Source organism: Streptomyces sp. NPDC014727 (assembly GCF_043083485.1).
Lineage (GTDB): Bacteria > Actinomycetota > Actinomycetes > Streptomycetales > Streptomycetaceae > Streptomyces.
In genome coordinates, this window is record NZ_JBIBYR010000020.1 from 14111 (window position 1) to 27340 (window position 13230).

A 13230-nucleotide genomic window follows, 5' to 3' on the forward strand; every position below is an offset into this window, starting at 1 on the left:
TCAATCCGCAGGGATTTCGCAGCAGCACTTCTCCTTACTCCGATGACGCGTCACCCGGCCGGACGGTTCACCGCAACTGCACTGTCCCTTCGGGTGGTTCGGGGTGGTCGGACCGGGCTAGTCCGGATGGGCGCAGAGTGCGCCCGCAGTACTGTGCCCCGCCACCCGGAGCGGTGGCGGGGCACAGTGCGGTGATGCGCGGGATGCTCCGTCGTCAGGCCGGTGACCCGAGCAGGGGGCCGGGGCCCGGGGTGATGCGCAGCGTCATCACGCGGAGCAGGTCGGCGACCCGGTGCGGGCGATGGGCCGCGATGCCGGGTGGCGCGGGTGCCAGCGGTACCAGCAGATCGGCGGGGGCGAGTGCCCCGCCGGACGCGTCGGCGTCGGGGTCGGCATGCAGCCACAGTGCCAGCATGTACAGCTCCGGAATGGACAGCAGCCGCGGCTGGTAGTGCGGTGTCACCGTCTCGGCCTGGCGCAGGGCGAGTTCGGTCGAGGCGATGTAGGGGCCCTCGAAGAAGTGCGAGAAGGTCCAGCCGTCCGGAGTGAGCATGGTGTCCGCCGCGGCGACTGCCTGTTCCGAGGTGCGGATCAGGAACCGCCACGCGGCGAGCCGGGTGGCGGGTGCCAGCCCGTCCGGTCCGATCCGGTCCAGTACATGGACCGGGAGCGGGAGTTCGGGGCTCAGCAGTCCCTGCGCCGATCGAAGAGCAGGTGTGCGGGCCTCGCGGACTGCGGTGGGTGAACCGAGTGCCGCGAGAACGCTGCGCAGAGCGGGCGCGGGGGCCGGGGGAACATGCAGCGGCATAGTGGGTCGCCTCTCACTTCGGAGACACGGTGGTGCGTGGGCGGGTGCAGACGGCGCTGTCGGCATGCGGGGCCAGAGGAGGCCGGTGACTGGGCCGGTGCGTCAACTCTCTGCCTCGTCCGCGAAGTTTATACGACACGTGTTCACTCAGTGATTCCACTAGCCGTCGCAGGTGTCGCCGACAAGGCGGTATCAAGACTTTATTATGCGGAGATTCTGCTGATTCGGCGTCAGTGGCGCAGCCGCCGCCAGGGATTTTTCCCCGGGCGCGGTCGGCCGAAACGCATCGGAGTTTTCGCAGCCTGTCGGCCGAGCGAAACTGCAAACTGCTTCATGCCGAGGGAATGTGCCCCGGGCGGCCGCGTTCAGATTACTGGGTGTGCGGCGTTCACGGGGGCGTTATGGATCACCCGGCCTGGGCATTATCGATCGTGACGCGAGCGGCCTGGGCCGCGGGCCGCCCACTTGAGGGAGGGACGCTTCGATGGGGGAGAAGGTCGTGTCGGGCGCCTTTGACCTGTCCGATCGGCAGAGGTACCGGAGGAAGCTTCATCAGTGCCTGGAGGGGCTGGAGAGGCTTCTGGCGGAGCGGAGGTTCGACCGACCGCGCAATCTCATGGGCATGGAGATCGAGCTGAATCTGGCCGGCGTCGACGGCATGCCGAAGATGATGAATGGCGAGGTGCTCCCGCGCATCGCGAGCCGTGATTTCCAGACCGAACTCGGGATGTTCAATTTGGAAGTGAACATAGTCCCGCACCGTCTGGACGGACGCGTTTTCGATCAACTGGCCGAAGAGCTCAGGACCGGCCTCGGATATGCCCATCGGAAGGCGAGCGAGGTCGATGCCGGGATCATGATGATCGGAATTCTTCCCACTCTGGGCCATGCGGACCTTGTTGCCGCGAACCTCTCGGATGCGGACCGCTACACACTGCTGAACGATCAAATGGTGGCTGCGCGCGGCGAGGATTTCTCCCTTGATATCCAAGGGGTGGAGCGGATGGTCTCCACCTCTTCGTCGATCACTCCCGAGGCCGCCTGCACCTCGGTCCAGCTGCATCTGCAGGTGACACCGGCGCGATTCGCGGCCGTATGGAACGCGGCCCAGGCCGTTGCCGGGGTTCAGATCGCCCTCGGCGCCAACTCGCCCTTCCTGTTCGGCAAGGAGCTGTGGAGGGAATCGAGGCCGCCGCTCTTCCAGCAGGCCACGGACACCAGACCGCCCGAACTGCAGAACCAGGGGGTGCGGCCCAGGACCTGGTTCGGCGAGCGATGGGTCGGATCGGCGTACGAACTCTTCGAGGAGAACCTGCGCTACTTCCCGCCGCTCCTGCCGATCTGTGAAGAAGAGGAACCGCTGCGCGTACTCGACGAGGGAGGGGTGCCGGGGCTGCAGGAGCTCGTGCTCCACAACGGTACGGTCTACCGCTGGAACCGTCCCGTGTACGGGCTGGCCGATGGCGTACCCCACCTACGGGTGGAGAACCGGGTCCTGCCCGCCGGTCCCACCGTCACCGATGTGATCGCCAATGCCGCGCTCTACTACGGGCTCGTACGGGCGCTCGCCGAGGAGTCCCGGCCGGTGTGGACCAGGCTCCCGTTCTCCGCCGCGGCGGAGAATTTCGACACCGCCTGCCGACACGGCATCGACGCGGAGCTGATCTGGCCCCGGCCGGGTCGATCGGGCGGGCTGACCCGGGTGCCGGCCGTCAAGCTCGTACGGGACGAGCTGCTGCCGCTGGCGGCAGCGGGGCTCGATGCCTGGAACATCGAGCCTGCGGACCGTGACCGCTACCTCGGGGTCATCGAGGAGCGTTGCAGGCGGCGGGTGAACGGAGCGTCCTGGCAGGTGGACACCTATCACCGGGCCCGGGAGGCCGGGCTCGGACGGCGGGCGGCACTGGCCGCGACGACCCGCCGGTACGCGGAACTGATGCACAGTGGTGAACCCGTGCACAGCTGGCCGACGGGTGCCCCCGCGCCGTGACCCCGTCGTGGCGGGCGTCCGTCTTGTTTCCGCGTGGTGGGACTTCGTCGTGGCGGGTACCGATGTCCGCTGCGTCCTACGCCGCGACCCGCGACCCCGTTGTCGCGGGCGCCGACGCCCGGCATCGTCCTCGGGCCGCGACCGTTGCGTGGCCAGCGCAGGCAGGTGCTGTCGTCTCCCGTCACCGGGCGGAGCGCTACTCCTGGGCGGTGTGGTTGCTCTGCCCGGCCGTCATGACGGCCTGCAGGATCACGGCCTGGATGTCGGCAGGGTCGGTGACCTGGTAGCCCCCGCCGCCGGTCACCTTCGCCATCTCGTCGACCTCCTCACGGTCGGCCTCGGGACCGACCGCGATGGCGAGGAGCGGCACCGGACGCTCCGGGTCGGCGATCCGCTTCAGCTCCGCGATCAGGGCGCTGCGCGAGAGGGAGTGGTTGTCCTGGTTGGAGCCGTCCGTGAGGAGCACCACAGCGTTGAACTTGCCCTTCACATAGGTCGCCTGGGCGTCCTTGTACGCGGCCAGAGCAGTGTCGTACAGACCGGTCGCACCGCCCGGCACCGGCTGCAGCGCGGCGAAGGCGGCGGCGAGCTTCTCGCGATGCGTACCGCCGCCCTTGGCCGGGGCGCCGAGCCGACCCGTCGGCACCAGCCTGCGGTAGTCCTTGTCACCGTCGAGCGTGGTGGCGAACTCCCATAGCCCGATCTCGTCGTTCGGCGTGAACTGGTCGAGCGCTTGGATGAGGGACGCCTTGGTGACGTCCATCCGGGACTGGTTGCGCCCCGGCACGATCGTGGCCATCGAACCCGAGGCGTCGACGACCGTCGTCAGCCGCGCGCTCTGCACCGTGATGGTCCACATGCCGAGCGTCTGCTGGAGTTCCTCAGCGGACGGTGCGGCGGCGGCCGCGGTGGCGTAGGGCTGAGGTTTCCTGCCGCCCGCCGGTGTGACCACGGAATCCTCGGCCGTCCCGTCGACGTTCCGGAAGCCGTACTTCCGCAGGGTGGACTGCGCACCGGGCTCGTTGAGCAGTGTCATGAACCGGAGCGCCGCCCGGCCCTCGGACGTACTCATCTTTGTCTCGTCGACCAGCGTGTAGGGGTAGTTGAGCAGCGGGGTGCCGTCTTTGGGATAGAAGAGATCGAGCCGCCCGCCGCCGGTCGACTCCGCATTGTGCGCGAACGCGGCCTGCTCGGAGAGGAGCACCGCCTGGTTGTGTGCCGGATTGCCCTGCTCCGCGCCCGAATCGTTCTGCGCCAGCGTATCCAGCACCTGGGTGTCACCGTCGGACATGCGCTGCGCGAGCAGTTTGGCGGTCGCCGCGACCCGGGTGTCGCTGTCGCCGTCCTGCTTCTCGGAGGACGCGCCGATGCTGGAGAGTGCCAGCAGACCGGTGGCACTGCGCGCCGGATCGGCCGAACCCAGGCGCACCTCGTCCGAGTCCATGGCCGCGGCCGTCAATTCGGCCCAGGTGTACTTCTTCTTCGGCCAGCCGAGCCTCTTGGCCGCCGACGGCACCATGGCCAGGGTGACGGGGGAGGAGGCGATGGAATCGCCCGGTGTGATCGGGATGCCGTCACCGGACCCCTTGGCCCGGTCGAGCCAGAGATCGGAGTCGGGCACCCAGATCTGGTAGTCAGGGGTACCGGTCCCGGAGGAGAGGGCACCGGCGACCTTGTAGGAATCGCGGGCGACCACCTGTACGTACAGGCAGCGGCCGTCGGATCTGACGTCGTCCTTGCGTGCCTTGTCGGCGACCGCACGCATGGCGGGGGCGATGTCCGGTGACGCCACCATGGAGAGGCGTACGGCGGAGTCCTCGCAGGACTTCGAGAACGACAGCAGTCCACCCTGCGCCGCGACCGCCGTGCCCGCCGCCACGGCGAGCACGAGCATGGTCGCGATCGCGACGGTGCGCCGACGTCGCGGCGGGCGACCGTCCCCGCTGCCATCGGTCGCGTGGTCGTCGGGCAAGCTGTGACGTCCCATGTCGGTGGTGCCCCTCCTTGAGGATGAACAAGGAAAAGGGGGACCACACCATTGCCAATGGTGGTCGTCCCCCGGCCTGTCGCGCATGATCTTCGTACCTGCATTCGAGACCCTAGCGGGACGGGGCGCGGTATGGGGCGTGAATGCACAACTCAAGGCAGGTGTACAGATGGAGGCGGGGTACGTGGCTGGTTCTTTCCCTCAAGAGGCTGTGTCGCGACGGATCCTGCGGTCCGAAACGGTGTTGGTACTGGCTCTCTCGTTGGGGGCCAGCGGTGTGTCTGCCCTGATCAGTTTTGTCGGATCACTGACCAAACCAGGGGGTTTGAAGGAACAGGCCGCGATACTCAATGCCTCGCACGCACCGGGGCGCCCATGGCTGGATCTCGCCTGGCAGCTCTTCGGTATCGCGACGGCTCTGGTGCCCGTCGCCCTTGTCGCACATCTGCTGATCAGGGAGGGCTCCGGCCTGCGCGCCATCGGCTTCGACCGGACCAGGCCGTGGCCGGATCTGGGGCGCGGCGTGATGGTGGCGGCTGGAATCGGAAGCGCCGGGCTCGCCTTCTATCTGGTGGCGCGGGCTGCCGGATTCAACCTGACCGTGGTCCCGGAGTCGTTGCCCGACGTGTGGTGGAAATACCCGGTCCTGATCCTGTCCGCGCTGCAGAACTCCGTGGTGGAGGAAGTGATCGTCGTCGGCTATCTGCTGCGCAGACTCGGGCAGTTGGGATGGACACCGATGGCCGCTCTGGTGGCGAGTTCGGTGCTGCGCGGCTCGTACCACCTGTATCAGGGGGTCGGCGGCTTCATCGGCAATATGGTCATGGGCGTGGTCTTCGTGATTCTGTACCGGCGTTGGGGGCGGGTCGGTCCGCTGGTGGCGGCACACGCACTGCTCGACATCGGGGCGTTCGTCGGATACGCCCTGCTGGCTGGGAAGGTGGGTTGGTTGCCCACGCCGTGAGCGCCGTGGCGCGGCCGATGGCCGGTGGACGGCCCGTGGAGATGCGCCTGGTGGTCCGTGGTTGGGTCCGAGGCGTGTCGGAGTCGTGCCTGGACGTGCCGGAGCGGGGTGGTGAAGCCCGGCTGATTCGGTGCTGAGGGCGTACGGAGTGCTCCCGTACGCCCTCGACGGCGTCGTCGGAAGGCTCAGAGTGCCGCGAGCAGATCGCCGTCGATGACCGTGACGGCGTTGCCGGTCAGCAGGGTACGGTCGCCGCGCAGCGACGTGCGGACCAGACCGGAACGGGCGGAGACCTGGAGTCCGGTCAGTTCGGCACGGTCGAAACGCGCCGACCAGAAGGGGGCCAGTGCGGCGTGGGCGCTGCCGGTCACCGGGTCCTCGTCGATCCCGACGCGTGGGAAGAAGCAGCGGGAGACGAAGTCGTAGCCGCGGACGGGGTCCTCCGCGGCGGCCGTGGCGATGACGCCCCGCCGCGAGAGGCGGGCCACTGCGGCGAGGTCCGGGGTCAGCCCTCGCACCGTCGTCTCGTCGGCCAGTTCGACGATCAGGTCGCCGATGTGCGGACCGGTGTCGTGGACGGAGAGCGGCTCCGCGCCCAGAGCGGCGGCCAGGGCGGCCGGGGCGGTCTCGGGTGTCAACGGGGCTGTGGGGAAGTCGAGCGTGATCGTGCCGTCCTCGTGCGCGGTCGCGCTGAGGATTCCGCAGCGCGCCGCGAAGCGCACTGTGCCGCTCGCCGTCCGGGTGGTGTGCAGGATGTGCGCCGTGGCGAGTGTGGCGTGCCCGCACATGTCGACCTCGGTGGTCGGCGTGAACCAGCGCAGCGCCCAGTCCGCCTCGCCGCCCGGCGGCAGCGGGTGGGCGAAGGCGGTCTCGGAGAGGTTCAGTTCCATGGCGATTCGCTGGAGTTGCGCGCCGTCGGGAAAGGCGCCGGATTCCAGCAGCAGGACTCCTGCCGGGTTGCCGGTGAAGGGACGGTCGGTGAACGTATCGACGATTCGGATCCTCATGACGCGACCGTACGTGCGGTGCGGAGCGGCAGACCAAGGCCAATTCCGTGTCGCTGGACCGAAAGGTCCGGCGGGCGGCAGTGTCTCGACCATGTGCTGACGGCCCCGGTGGCGTTCTGAGCGCAGGACGTCGAGAGCCGCGTGTGAAAGGGCGGACCGGAGGGTGTCAGTGGCACACGGTACGGTCCGTGGACCGGACCGAGGAGAGCCGCATGGCGACCAAGTGGACTTTGACGATCGACTGCGCGCACCCGGCGAAGCTGGCCGAGTTCTGGGCGCTGGCGCTGGCCTACACGCCCAAGCCCCCGCCCGCGGGGTTCGAGAGCTGGGAGGAATGGTTCTCTCATCACGAGGTCCCGCCGCACGAGTGGGACCAGGGCGCGTACCTCTCCGATCCGGACGGGGAGGGCCCCACGCTGTCCTTCCTGCAGGTGCCGGAGTCGAAGGTGGTGAAGAACCGCTTGCACCTGGACGTGCAGGTCGGCGGCGGTCGTGACACTCCCTGGGAGGTCAGGTGGCCCCGTGTGGTCCGGGCGGTCGAGCAGCTGACCGCCGCGGGGGCGACCGTGGTCCGTGAGTACGAGCTGCAGGGCAGGCCCGATCACGTGCTGATGGCCGACCCGGAAGGAAACGAGTTCTGTCTGGTCTGACAGCGCTCTTCGATCCGTGGTGGATGCCAGTCGTGCTTCGATTCGTTGCGCAGGGCCGGTGACGCTGAGCCACGGCGCCCGGTCGGAGCTCCGGAGGCCCTTGTCGGGGGTCCGAGCCATGCCTCGTCCCGGCCGTCCGGAGACGCGTCTGTGATCACGGCAGTGGGGGCTTCCGGGCCAGCAGCGTGGCGACCGTCCGTTTCGCTCCATTGCCCGGCTCCTGGGTGAGTCGGGCGGTGACGGCGAGCCCGGCCCGGCTCAACAAGCGCGACGATAGTAGGCCAGGATGCCACACCGAGCTTGTCGTCCGGGACTGCCGGCGCGGTCATCGACCTTACTGCGAAGTCCAGGTTCGGATGGGCCTGCCGGGCGAGCTCGATCAACTTCGGGGACAGGCTGACGCCGAACGCGGACACTTCCGGGCCGGCCAAATGGGCCGTGACCAGGCCGGGGCCGCATCCCGATCGGTTCCGATATATCGTTGACGCATCGCGACAGATCAAAGATGAAAGGAATGCAACGATGCGTTCACGTGGACACGAGCATGAGCACGGGCATGGGCATTGCGGGCCCGGTCATCCGGGTCGGGGTGACTTCGAGGGGCGTCGGGCCGCCTTCGGGCCGTTCGGTCCGCCGTTCGGTGGTGGCCCCTTCGGTGGCGGGCGTGGCCGGGGCGGCGGCCGAGGGAGGGCGCGCCGCGGTGACGTGCGTGCGTCGATCCTGGCGCTGCTGAAGGACCGGCCGATGCATGGGTACGAGATGATCCAGGAGATCGGCGACCGCAGCGGCGGGGCCTGGCGGCCCAGTCCGGGTTCGGTCTACCCGACTCTTCAGCTGCTGGAGGACGAGGGCCTGATCGTCAGCGCGAGCGAGGGCGGCAAGAAGCTGTTCACACTCACCGACGCCGGTCGCGCCGAGGTCGAGTCCGGTCCCGACGCACCCTGGGAGGAAGCTGGGCGTGGGGTCGACTGGGAGAGCGTCAACGAGATCAGGCAGGCCGGCTTCGGCCTGATGGAGGCGTTCGGTCAGGTCTGGAAGACCGGCTCGGCCGATCAGCGCCAGAAGGCGCTCACGGTCATCAACGACGCCCGGAAGAAGCTCTATCTGATCCTTGCCGACGAGCACTGACCCGTGGGTGGGACGCCGAGGGCCTCGCGGCCGAGCCGCGAGGCCCTTTCCGTCGTTCCGGTGGTCTCAGGCGGCGACGAGCCCGCCCAGCTTGCGCAGCGACTCGACCAGGGCGGCGGTCGCGGAGTCCTTGAGCTTGCCCGCCATCAAGGAGACCGCGGCGCCGGTGAATTCCCCGTCGATGCGTACCGTGGTCGCACCCCCGTCGGGTGTCAGCGAGTAGCGCATGGCGAGGTTGACGCCCATCGGTCCCTTGCCCCTGGTGGTCAGCAGGCGTGCGGTCTCCAGCTCCGTCACCGTCCAGGTCACCTCGGCCGGGAAGCCCATGAGCTTCATGTTCTCCTCGTAGGTGGCCGCGATTTCGAGTGCTGCCGGGCCGCCCTTGGGGAAGCTGGTGTGGGTGGCGTTCCACTGGTCGTACGCGGTGAAGTCCGTCAGCTGGGCCCAGACCTTCTCGGCCGGTGCTGCGATGCGAGCCTCTGCACTGACTTCGGCCATGCGACCACCCCTTCTCGGCGGGTTACGGTGTCGCGGAACGTAGTCGCACCGACGTGAACATTCAATACTGATGAACCGTCAGGCTTTCGGATCCCGCTCCTTTCCCTCCGCTCCCGTCCGCCAGATCAGAGCCGCGTCGAAACGGTCGCAGGCGCGCGGGTGCGGGCCGCCGTCATGGCAGTGGAACGCGGCCCAGAAGAGATCGGCGAGCAGGGCGTCTGCCGGTGCGTGGACCAGGTACACGTATTCCTGTCCGTCCAGCGCCGGCAGGGCGACCAACCAGGACACGTCCGCGCACTCCCTTCCGGCTGCCGTATGGATGGTGTGGCGTGTGGGACGTACGGGGGGCGGTCCCCGGTTGCTCCGGGAGCGCGACGCAAGGCGGCGCGCGCCGTCTTTCCGGATCGGGTTCCGGAATGGCGAGATCTCATCCGTAAGGAGGAGAGGGGGCTCTGATGTGCCCAACTTGCGTGGGATGCCTAAATGGGCCCCTCCGGCGATGCCCCGGGGCTGTGGGACTGATGGGGTAAGAGGTGTGCAAAACCGGACGCCGCGGATCCCTCAGCAGCCCGCACCGAACCGTGCTGAGTTCGACGCCAGACTCACTGTGGAGCTGGCCGTGGTGGTGACGGGCGCCCGCAGGCGCGCACTGCGGGACGGCGACCGGCAGATCGATACGGCGCATTTGTTGCACTCCCTCATCGAATCGGACCCCGAGGTGAGGTCGGCCTTCGAAGGCGGACCTCAGCTGGCGAAGGTGCTCGGCTATCTCGTCCAGCGCAGTATCGGATACGGGCTCCGATGGCAGGGTGCGGTGGAGGACTCCGGCGCTGTCCCCGTCGTCAGGGATCCGGATTCCGCCGCGCGGGACGCGGGAGTGGAGGGCTGGTCGCCCTCGGCCGCTTCGGCCATGGCCGGAGCCCACGAGCGGGCGGCGCTGCGCGGCGATGCACGGGCCGGAGGGCTCGACCTGCTCGCGGCGCTGGCCATGGATCACGAGTGCAGGGCCGTCGAGGTGCTGGAGCGGGCCGGCGTCGACGCCGAGCAACTCGCCGCCCGGATCATGGGGGCCTCCGACCAGGGGTGGCGCGGGGCCGGGGGCTGAGCGCCCGGCACAACGGTGTCCGGTCGCGGCCGATCGCGCCCGTACGCCCCCGCCCTGGACCCACCGCGGCGCTGTCGGGAATCGACCGCCCCGTGCTGCTGGCAGCCCCGCGTCGTCGTCGACTTGGTCGGCGTCATCCCGGGGAGGTGCGTCAGTGGTCACCAGGGTGACGCTCCTGACCGCAGCTGTCATGATGTGCCGATGCACGCGTCTCAGGGGAGAAGCGCCGGCCTGGGACTCGCCCTGGCCTCGGCGTTCGCATTCGGTGGTTCAGGAGTGGCGGCCAAACCGCTCATCGAGGCGGGGCTCGATCCGCTTCATGTGGTGTGGCTACGGGTGGCGGGTGCCGCCCTCGTCATGCTGCCTGTCGCCTGGCGTCACAGGGACCTCGTCCGCAGTCGGCCGGTCCTGCTGCTGGGGTTCGGGTTGCTCGCCGTCGCAGGTGTGCAGGCCTGCTACTTCGCCGCGATCTCCCGTGTACCCGTCGGTGTCGCGCTCCTCGTCGAGTATCTGGCGCCCGCGCTCGTCCTCGGCTGGGTCCGCTTCGTCCAGCGCCGTCCGGTCACTCGGGGCGCCGCGGTGGGTGTGGTGCTCGCCGTCGCGGGACTCGCCTGTGTGGTCGAGGTCTGGTCCGGGCTGAGCTTCGACGTGGTCGGGCTGCTGCTCGCGCTCGGTGCCGCCTGCTGTCAGGTCGGCTACTTCGTCCTGTCGGACCAGGGGAGCGCGGACCGGGCGGAAGGCGTCGAACCGCCCCATCCGGTCGGTGTCATCGCGTACGGACTGCTGATCGGTACGGTCGTCCTCACCCTGGTCGCAAGGCCCTGGAAGATGGACTGGACGGTCCTGGGCGGCAGCGCGTTCATGGACGGCACGGACGTGCCTGCCTGGCTGCTGATCGTCTGGATCGTGCTGATGGCGACGGTGGTCGCCTATGTCACCGGGGTGATCTCGGTGCGGCTGCTCTCTCCCGCGGTCGCGGGCGTCGTCGCTTGCCTGGAGGCGGTCATCGCGACCGTGCTCGCCTGGGTGCTGCTCGGCGAGCATCTGTCGGCGCCGCAACTCATCGGCGGTTGCATGGTGCTGATCGGTGCCTTCATCGCCCAGTCGGCGACGCCGAGGACGCCCTCCGGCCCCGTTGCCTCGGGGGCGGGCGAAGCGCGTGGTGAGAGGCCGGACGCGGCCGAAGGGGAGTTGTCCGCGGGCCGCACTGCGACGTAGCCTGCTGATCATGAATTCGACCGTGCTTTCGCCGCCCGCCGCCTAGCGCGGGCGGCCACTCCTGACGAAGACCGGGCTCGGGCAGTTCCCGAGCGGATCGTCGCTGCCCGTGCGGAGCCGAGCGACCACCGTTGCGTCTTCATCCGGAGAAGTCATATGTCGAACCCTGCTTCCGGCCTGTCCGTCGGGCGGAGCCTCATCTATCTGATCGTCGCCGGTGTGGCCTGGGGTACTGCCGGGGCCGCCGCTTCGCTGATCTTCGAGGTCAGCGACCTGGGGCCGCTCGCCCTGTCCTTCTGGCGCTGTGCGGGCGGCCTTGTACTCCTGCTCGCCGCTCTGGCGCTGCGGCCCCGACGCGCAGCAGCCCCGGCCGAACCACGCGGCCGTCGGACGCTGCGCGTCCTCGGTACCGGCGCGGGCCTCACCGTCTTCCAGAGCGCGTACTTCGCGGCCGTCGAGGCGACCGGACTGGCGGTCGGGACCGTTGTCACGCTCGGGGCGGGACCGGTGCTCATCGCGGTCGGCGCGCGGCTGACCATGGGGGAACGGCTGGGGCGCGGCGGGTCGGCCGCTGTGACGGGTGCGCTGGCCGGGCTCGCCGTGCTGGTGCTCGGCGGCGACGGGGCGACGGTACGGCCCGCCGGAGTCGCCCTGGCGCTGCTCTCCGCGGCCGGCTACGCGACGATCACCCTGCTGACCCGATGGCTCGGCCGGGACGGCGGCGCCACCGACTCCCTCGCCACCAGCGCCTGGGCCTTCGGGATCGGTGCCGTCGGACTGCTGCCGATGGCCGCGGCCGAAGGGCTCGTACCCCACACCGCTCAGCCGGCGCAGGTGGTGACGCTCCTGGTGTATGTGGCGGCGGTGCCGACCGCGCTCGCCTATGCGCTCTACTTCGCGGGCGCCGCCGCGGTGCGTGCCGCGACGGTGTCCGTGATCATGCTGCTCGAACCGGTCAGCGCGGCGGTCATCGCCGTCGTGCTGCTCCGTGAGCGGCTGACCGCAGCCACCGTCGTCGGGACACTGCTGCTCCTCGTGGCCGTGGCGGGGCTGGCGTTCGCCGAGGCGCGCGGCGCCGCGCACGCGCGCCGCCGGGCGGCGGCACCGGCCTGACCGCCGGGGTGGACGTGGCCCGCGTCCCCGGCGGCGGGCCCGTCCACCCCGAGGCGGCTCACAGCGCGGTGATGTAGTCCGGCAGCGCGATGGCGGGGTCGAGGTCGTCCGAAGGGAGCGGCGTCGCATAGCCGTGGGCGAGCGGGACGACGCCCGCCCAGTGGGGGAGTCCGAGGTCGCCGGGCTCGTCGTTGGGGCCGCCGGTGCGGATCTTGGCGGAGACCTCCTGGAGGTCCAGCCGGATCACCGCGGTCGCGGCGAGTTCCTTGTCGTCGGCGGGCCGGGAGTCGGCGGACCGGCCCGGCACCACGTGGTCGACGATCGCGTCGAGAGCGGTCCGCCGCTCCTGGGGGTCCGTCACCGCGCGCGCGATGCCGTGGACCACCACGGAGCGGTAGTTGATCGAGTGGTGGAAGGCGGAGCGCGCCAGCACCAGTCCGTCGACATGCGTCACCGTCAGACAGACGGGCAGTCCGGGGTCGGTCCGGCCGGACTCCCGCAGCGGACGGGAGCCGGTCGAGCCGTGTACGTAGAGACGCTCGCCGATCCGTCCGAAGAGCGTCGGCAGGACGACCGGCGCACCGTCACGGACGAAACCGAGATGGCAGACATATGCCTCGTCGAGTATCGAGTGGACCAGTTCCCGGTCGTACGCCGCGCGGTCGCGGGAACGGGTCGGGACGGTGCGCCCGGTCGGCTGGTATGCGGTCGCGGCGTCCGGGCCCGTGGTCTGTGACGATGCGGTGTCCGACATTGCGTACT

The 13230-nt window shown here is 69.5% G+C and carries 13 protein-coding genes; 7 read left to right on the top strand and 6 right to left on the bottom strand.

Going from position 1 to position 13230, the window contains the following annotated elements:
• Window positions 1-214: 214 nt before the first annotated feature.
• Window positions 215-808, bottom strand: a complete 594-nt coding sequence (locus ACF1B9_RS26975) for a hypothetical protein (RefSeq protein ID WP_391745079.1) — start codon at window positions 806-808, stop codon at window positions 215-217.
• Window positions 809-1292: 484 nt separating this feature from the next.
• On the opposite strand from ACF1B9_RS26975, the gene ACF1B9_RS26980 reads away from it, so the two are divergent.
• A complete protein-coding gene (locus ACF1B9_RS26980; RefSeq protein WP_391745078.1) occupies window positions 1293-2798 on the top strand; it encodes a glutamate-cysteine ligase family protein in 1506 nt (501 codons plus the stop codon).
• Window positions 2799-2994: 196 nt separating this feature from the next.
• Here the strand turns inward: ACF1B9_RS26980 and ACF1B9_RS26985 are convergent, their stop codons facing one another.
• A complete protein-coding gene (locus ACF1B9_RS26985) occupies window positions 2995-4785 on the bottom strand; it encodes a substrate-binding and VWA domain-containing protein (protein ID WP_391745077.1) in 1791 nt (596 codons plus the stop codon).
• Window positions 4786-4954: 169 nt separating this feature from the next.
• On the opposite strand from ACF1B9_RS26985, the gene ACF1B9_RS26990 reads away from it, so the two are divergent.
• Window positions 4955-5749, top strand: coding sequence for a CPBP family intramembrane glutamic endopeptidase (locus ACF1B9_RS26990; protein ID WP_391745099.1), 795 nt, complete (start codon window positions 4955-4957; stop codon window positions 5747-5749).
• A gap of 185 nt (window positions 5750-5934) precedes the next feature.
• On the opposite strand, the gene ACF1B9_RS26995 is transcribed toward ACF1B9_RS26990, so the two are convergent.
• The gene (locus ACF1B9_RS26995) at window positions 5935-6756 is read right to left on the bottom strand and encodes a PhzF family phenazine biosynthesis protein (protein WP_391745076.1); all 822 of its coding nucleotides are present in this window, start codon (window positions 6754-6756) and stop codon (window positions 5935-5937) included.
• Window positions 6757-6968: 212 nt separating this feature from the next.
• On the opposite strand from ACF1B9_RS26995, the gene ACF1B9_RS27000 reads away from it, so the two are divergent.
• Together ACF1B9_RS27000 and ACF1B9_RS27005 are read left to right on the top strand one after the other, a co-directional pair.
• The gene (locus ACF1B9_RS27000; protein WP_391745075.1) at window positions 6969-7406 is read left to right on the top strand and encodes a VOC family protein; all 438 of its coding nucleotides are present in this window, start codon (window positions 6969-6971) and stop codon (window positions 7404-7406) included.
• Between the two features lie 522 nt (window positions 7407-7928).
• Window positions 7929-8534 (top strand): PadR family transcriptional regulator, encoded by a 606-nt coding sequence (locus ACF1B9_RS27005; protein ID WP_391745074.1) that lies wholly within the window; start codon window positions 7929-7931, stop codon window positions 8532-8534.
• A 66-nt stretch (window positions 8535-8600) separates the two neighbouring features.
• Here ACF1B9_RS27005 and ACF1B9_RS27010 read toward each other — a convergent pair whose 3' ends face one another.
• A complete protein-coding gene (locus tag ACF1B9_RS27010) occupies window positions 8601-9032 on the bottom strand; it encodes an SRPBCC family protein (protein ID WP_391745073.1) in 432 nt (143 codons plus the stop codon).
• Between the two features lie 78 nt (window positions 9033-9110).
• Window positions 9111-9320, bottom strand: coding sequence for a hypothetical protein (locus ACF1B9_RS27015; protein WP_391745071.1), 210 nt, complete (start codon window positions 9318-9320; stop codon window positions 9111-9113).
• A gap of 247 nt (window positions 9321-9567) precedes the next feature.
• Between ACF1B9_RS27015 and ACF1B9_RS27020 the strand changes: the two genes are divergently transcribed.
• The 3 genes from ACF1B9_RS27020 to ACF1B9_RS27030 all read left to right on the top strand — a co-directional run bounded on the left by ACF1B9_RS27020 (window position 9568) and on the right by ACF1B9_RS27030 (window position 12468).
• A complete protein-coding gene (locus tag ACF1B9_RS27020) occupies window positions 9568-10137 on the top strand; it encodes a Clp protease N-terminal domain-containing protein (protein WP_391745070.1) in 570 nt (189 codons plus the stop codon).
• Window positions 10138-10338: 201 nt separating this feature from the next.
• Window positions 10339-11355 (top strand): DMT family transporter, encoded by a 1017-nt coding sequence (locus ACF1B9_RS27025; RefSeq protein ID WP_391745068.1) that lies wholly within the window; start codon window positions 10339-10341, stop codon window positions 11353-11355.
• 156 nt (window positions 11356-11511) lie between these two features.
• Complete coding sequence (locus tag ACF1B9_RS27030) at window positions 11512-12468, top strand: DMT family transporter (RefSeq protein WP_391745067.1); 957 nt, start codon at window positions 11512-11514, stop codon at window positions 12466-12468.
• A 58-nt stretch (window positions 12469-12526) separates the two neighbouring features.
• Here the strand turns inward: ACF1B9_RS27030 and ACF1B9_RS27035 are convergent, their stop codons facing one another.
• Window positions 12527-13222, bottom strand: a complete 696-nt coding sequence (locus tag ACF1B9_RS27035) for a pyridoxamine 5'-phosphate oxidase family protein (protein ID WP_391745066.1) — start codon at window positions 13220-13222, stop codon at window positions 12527-12529.
• Window positions 13223-13230: the final 8 nt, after the last annotated feature.

What these genes read in the sequence shown, in the direction of transcription:
- ACF1B9_RS26975 (WP_391745079.1), bottom strand. Translation starts at nt 808, where the DNA reads ATGCCGCTGCATGTTCCCCCGGCCCCCGCGCCCGCTCTGCGCAGCGTT.
- ACF1B9_RS26980 (WP_391745078.1), top strand. Translation starts at nt 1,293, where the DNA reads ATGGGGGAGAAGGTCGTGTCGGGCGCCTTTGACCTGTCCGATCGGCAG.
- ACF1B9_RS26985 (WP_391745077.1), bottom strand. Translation starts at nt 4,785, where the DNA reads ATGGGACGTCACAGCTTGCCCGACGACCACGCGACCGATGGCAGCGGG.
- ACF1B9_RS26990 (WP_391745099.1), top strand. Translation starts at nt 4,955, where the DNA reads ATGGAGGCGGGGTACGTGGCTGGTTCTTTCCCTCAAGAGGCTGTGTCG.
- ACF1B9_RS26995 (WP_391745076.1), bottom strand. Translation starts at nt 6,756, where the DNA reads ATGAGGATCCGAATCGTCGATACGTTCACCGACCGTCCCTTCACCGGC.
- ACF1B9_RS27000 (WP_391745075.1), top strand. Translation starts at nt 6,969, where the DNA reads ATGGCGACCAAGTGGACTTTGACGATCGACTGCGCGCACCCGGCGAAG.
- ACF1B9_RS27005 (WP_391745074.1), top strand. Translation starts at nt 7,929, where the DNA reads ATGCGTTCACGTGGACACGAGCATGAGCACGGGCATGGGCATTGCGGG.
- ACF1B9_RS27010 (WP_391745073.1), bottom strand. Translation starts at nt 9,032, where the DNA reads ATGGCCGAAGTCAGTGCAGAGGCTCGCATCGCAGCACCGGCCGAGAAG.
- ACF1B9_RS27025 (WP_391745068.1), top strand. Translation starts at nt 10,339, where the DNA reads ATGCACGCGTCTCAGGGGAGAAGCGCCGGCCTGGGACTCGCCCTGGCC.
- ACF1B9_RS27030 (WP_391745067.1), top strand. Translation starts at nt 11,512, where the DNA reads ATGTCGAACCCTGCTTCCGGCCTGTCCGTCGGGCGGAGCCTCATCTAT.
- ACF1B9_RS27035 (WP_391745066.1), bottom strand. Translation starts at nt 13,222, where the DNA reads ATGTCGGACACCGCATCGTCACAGACCACGGGCCCGGACGCCGCGACC.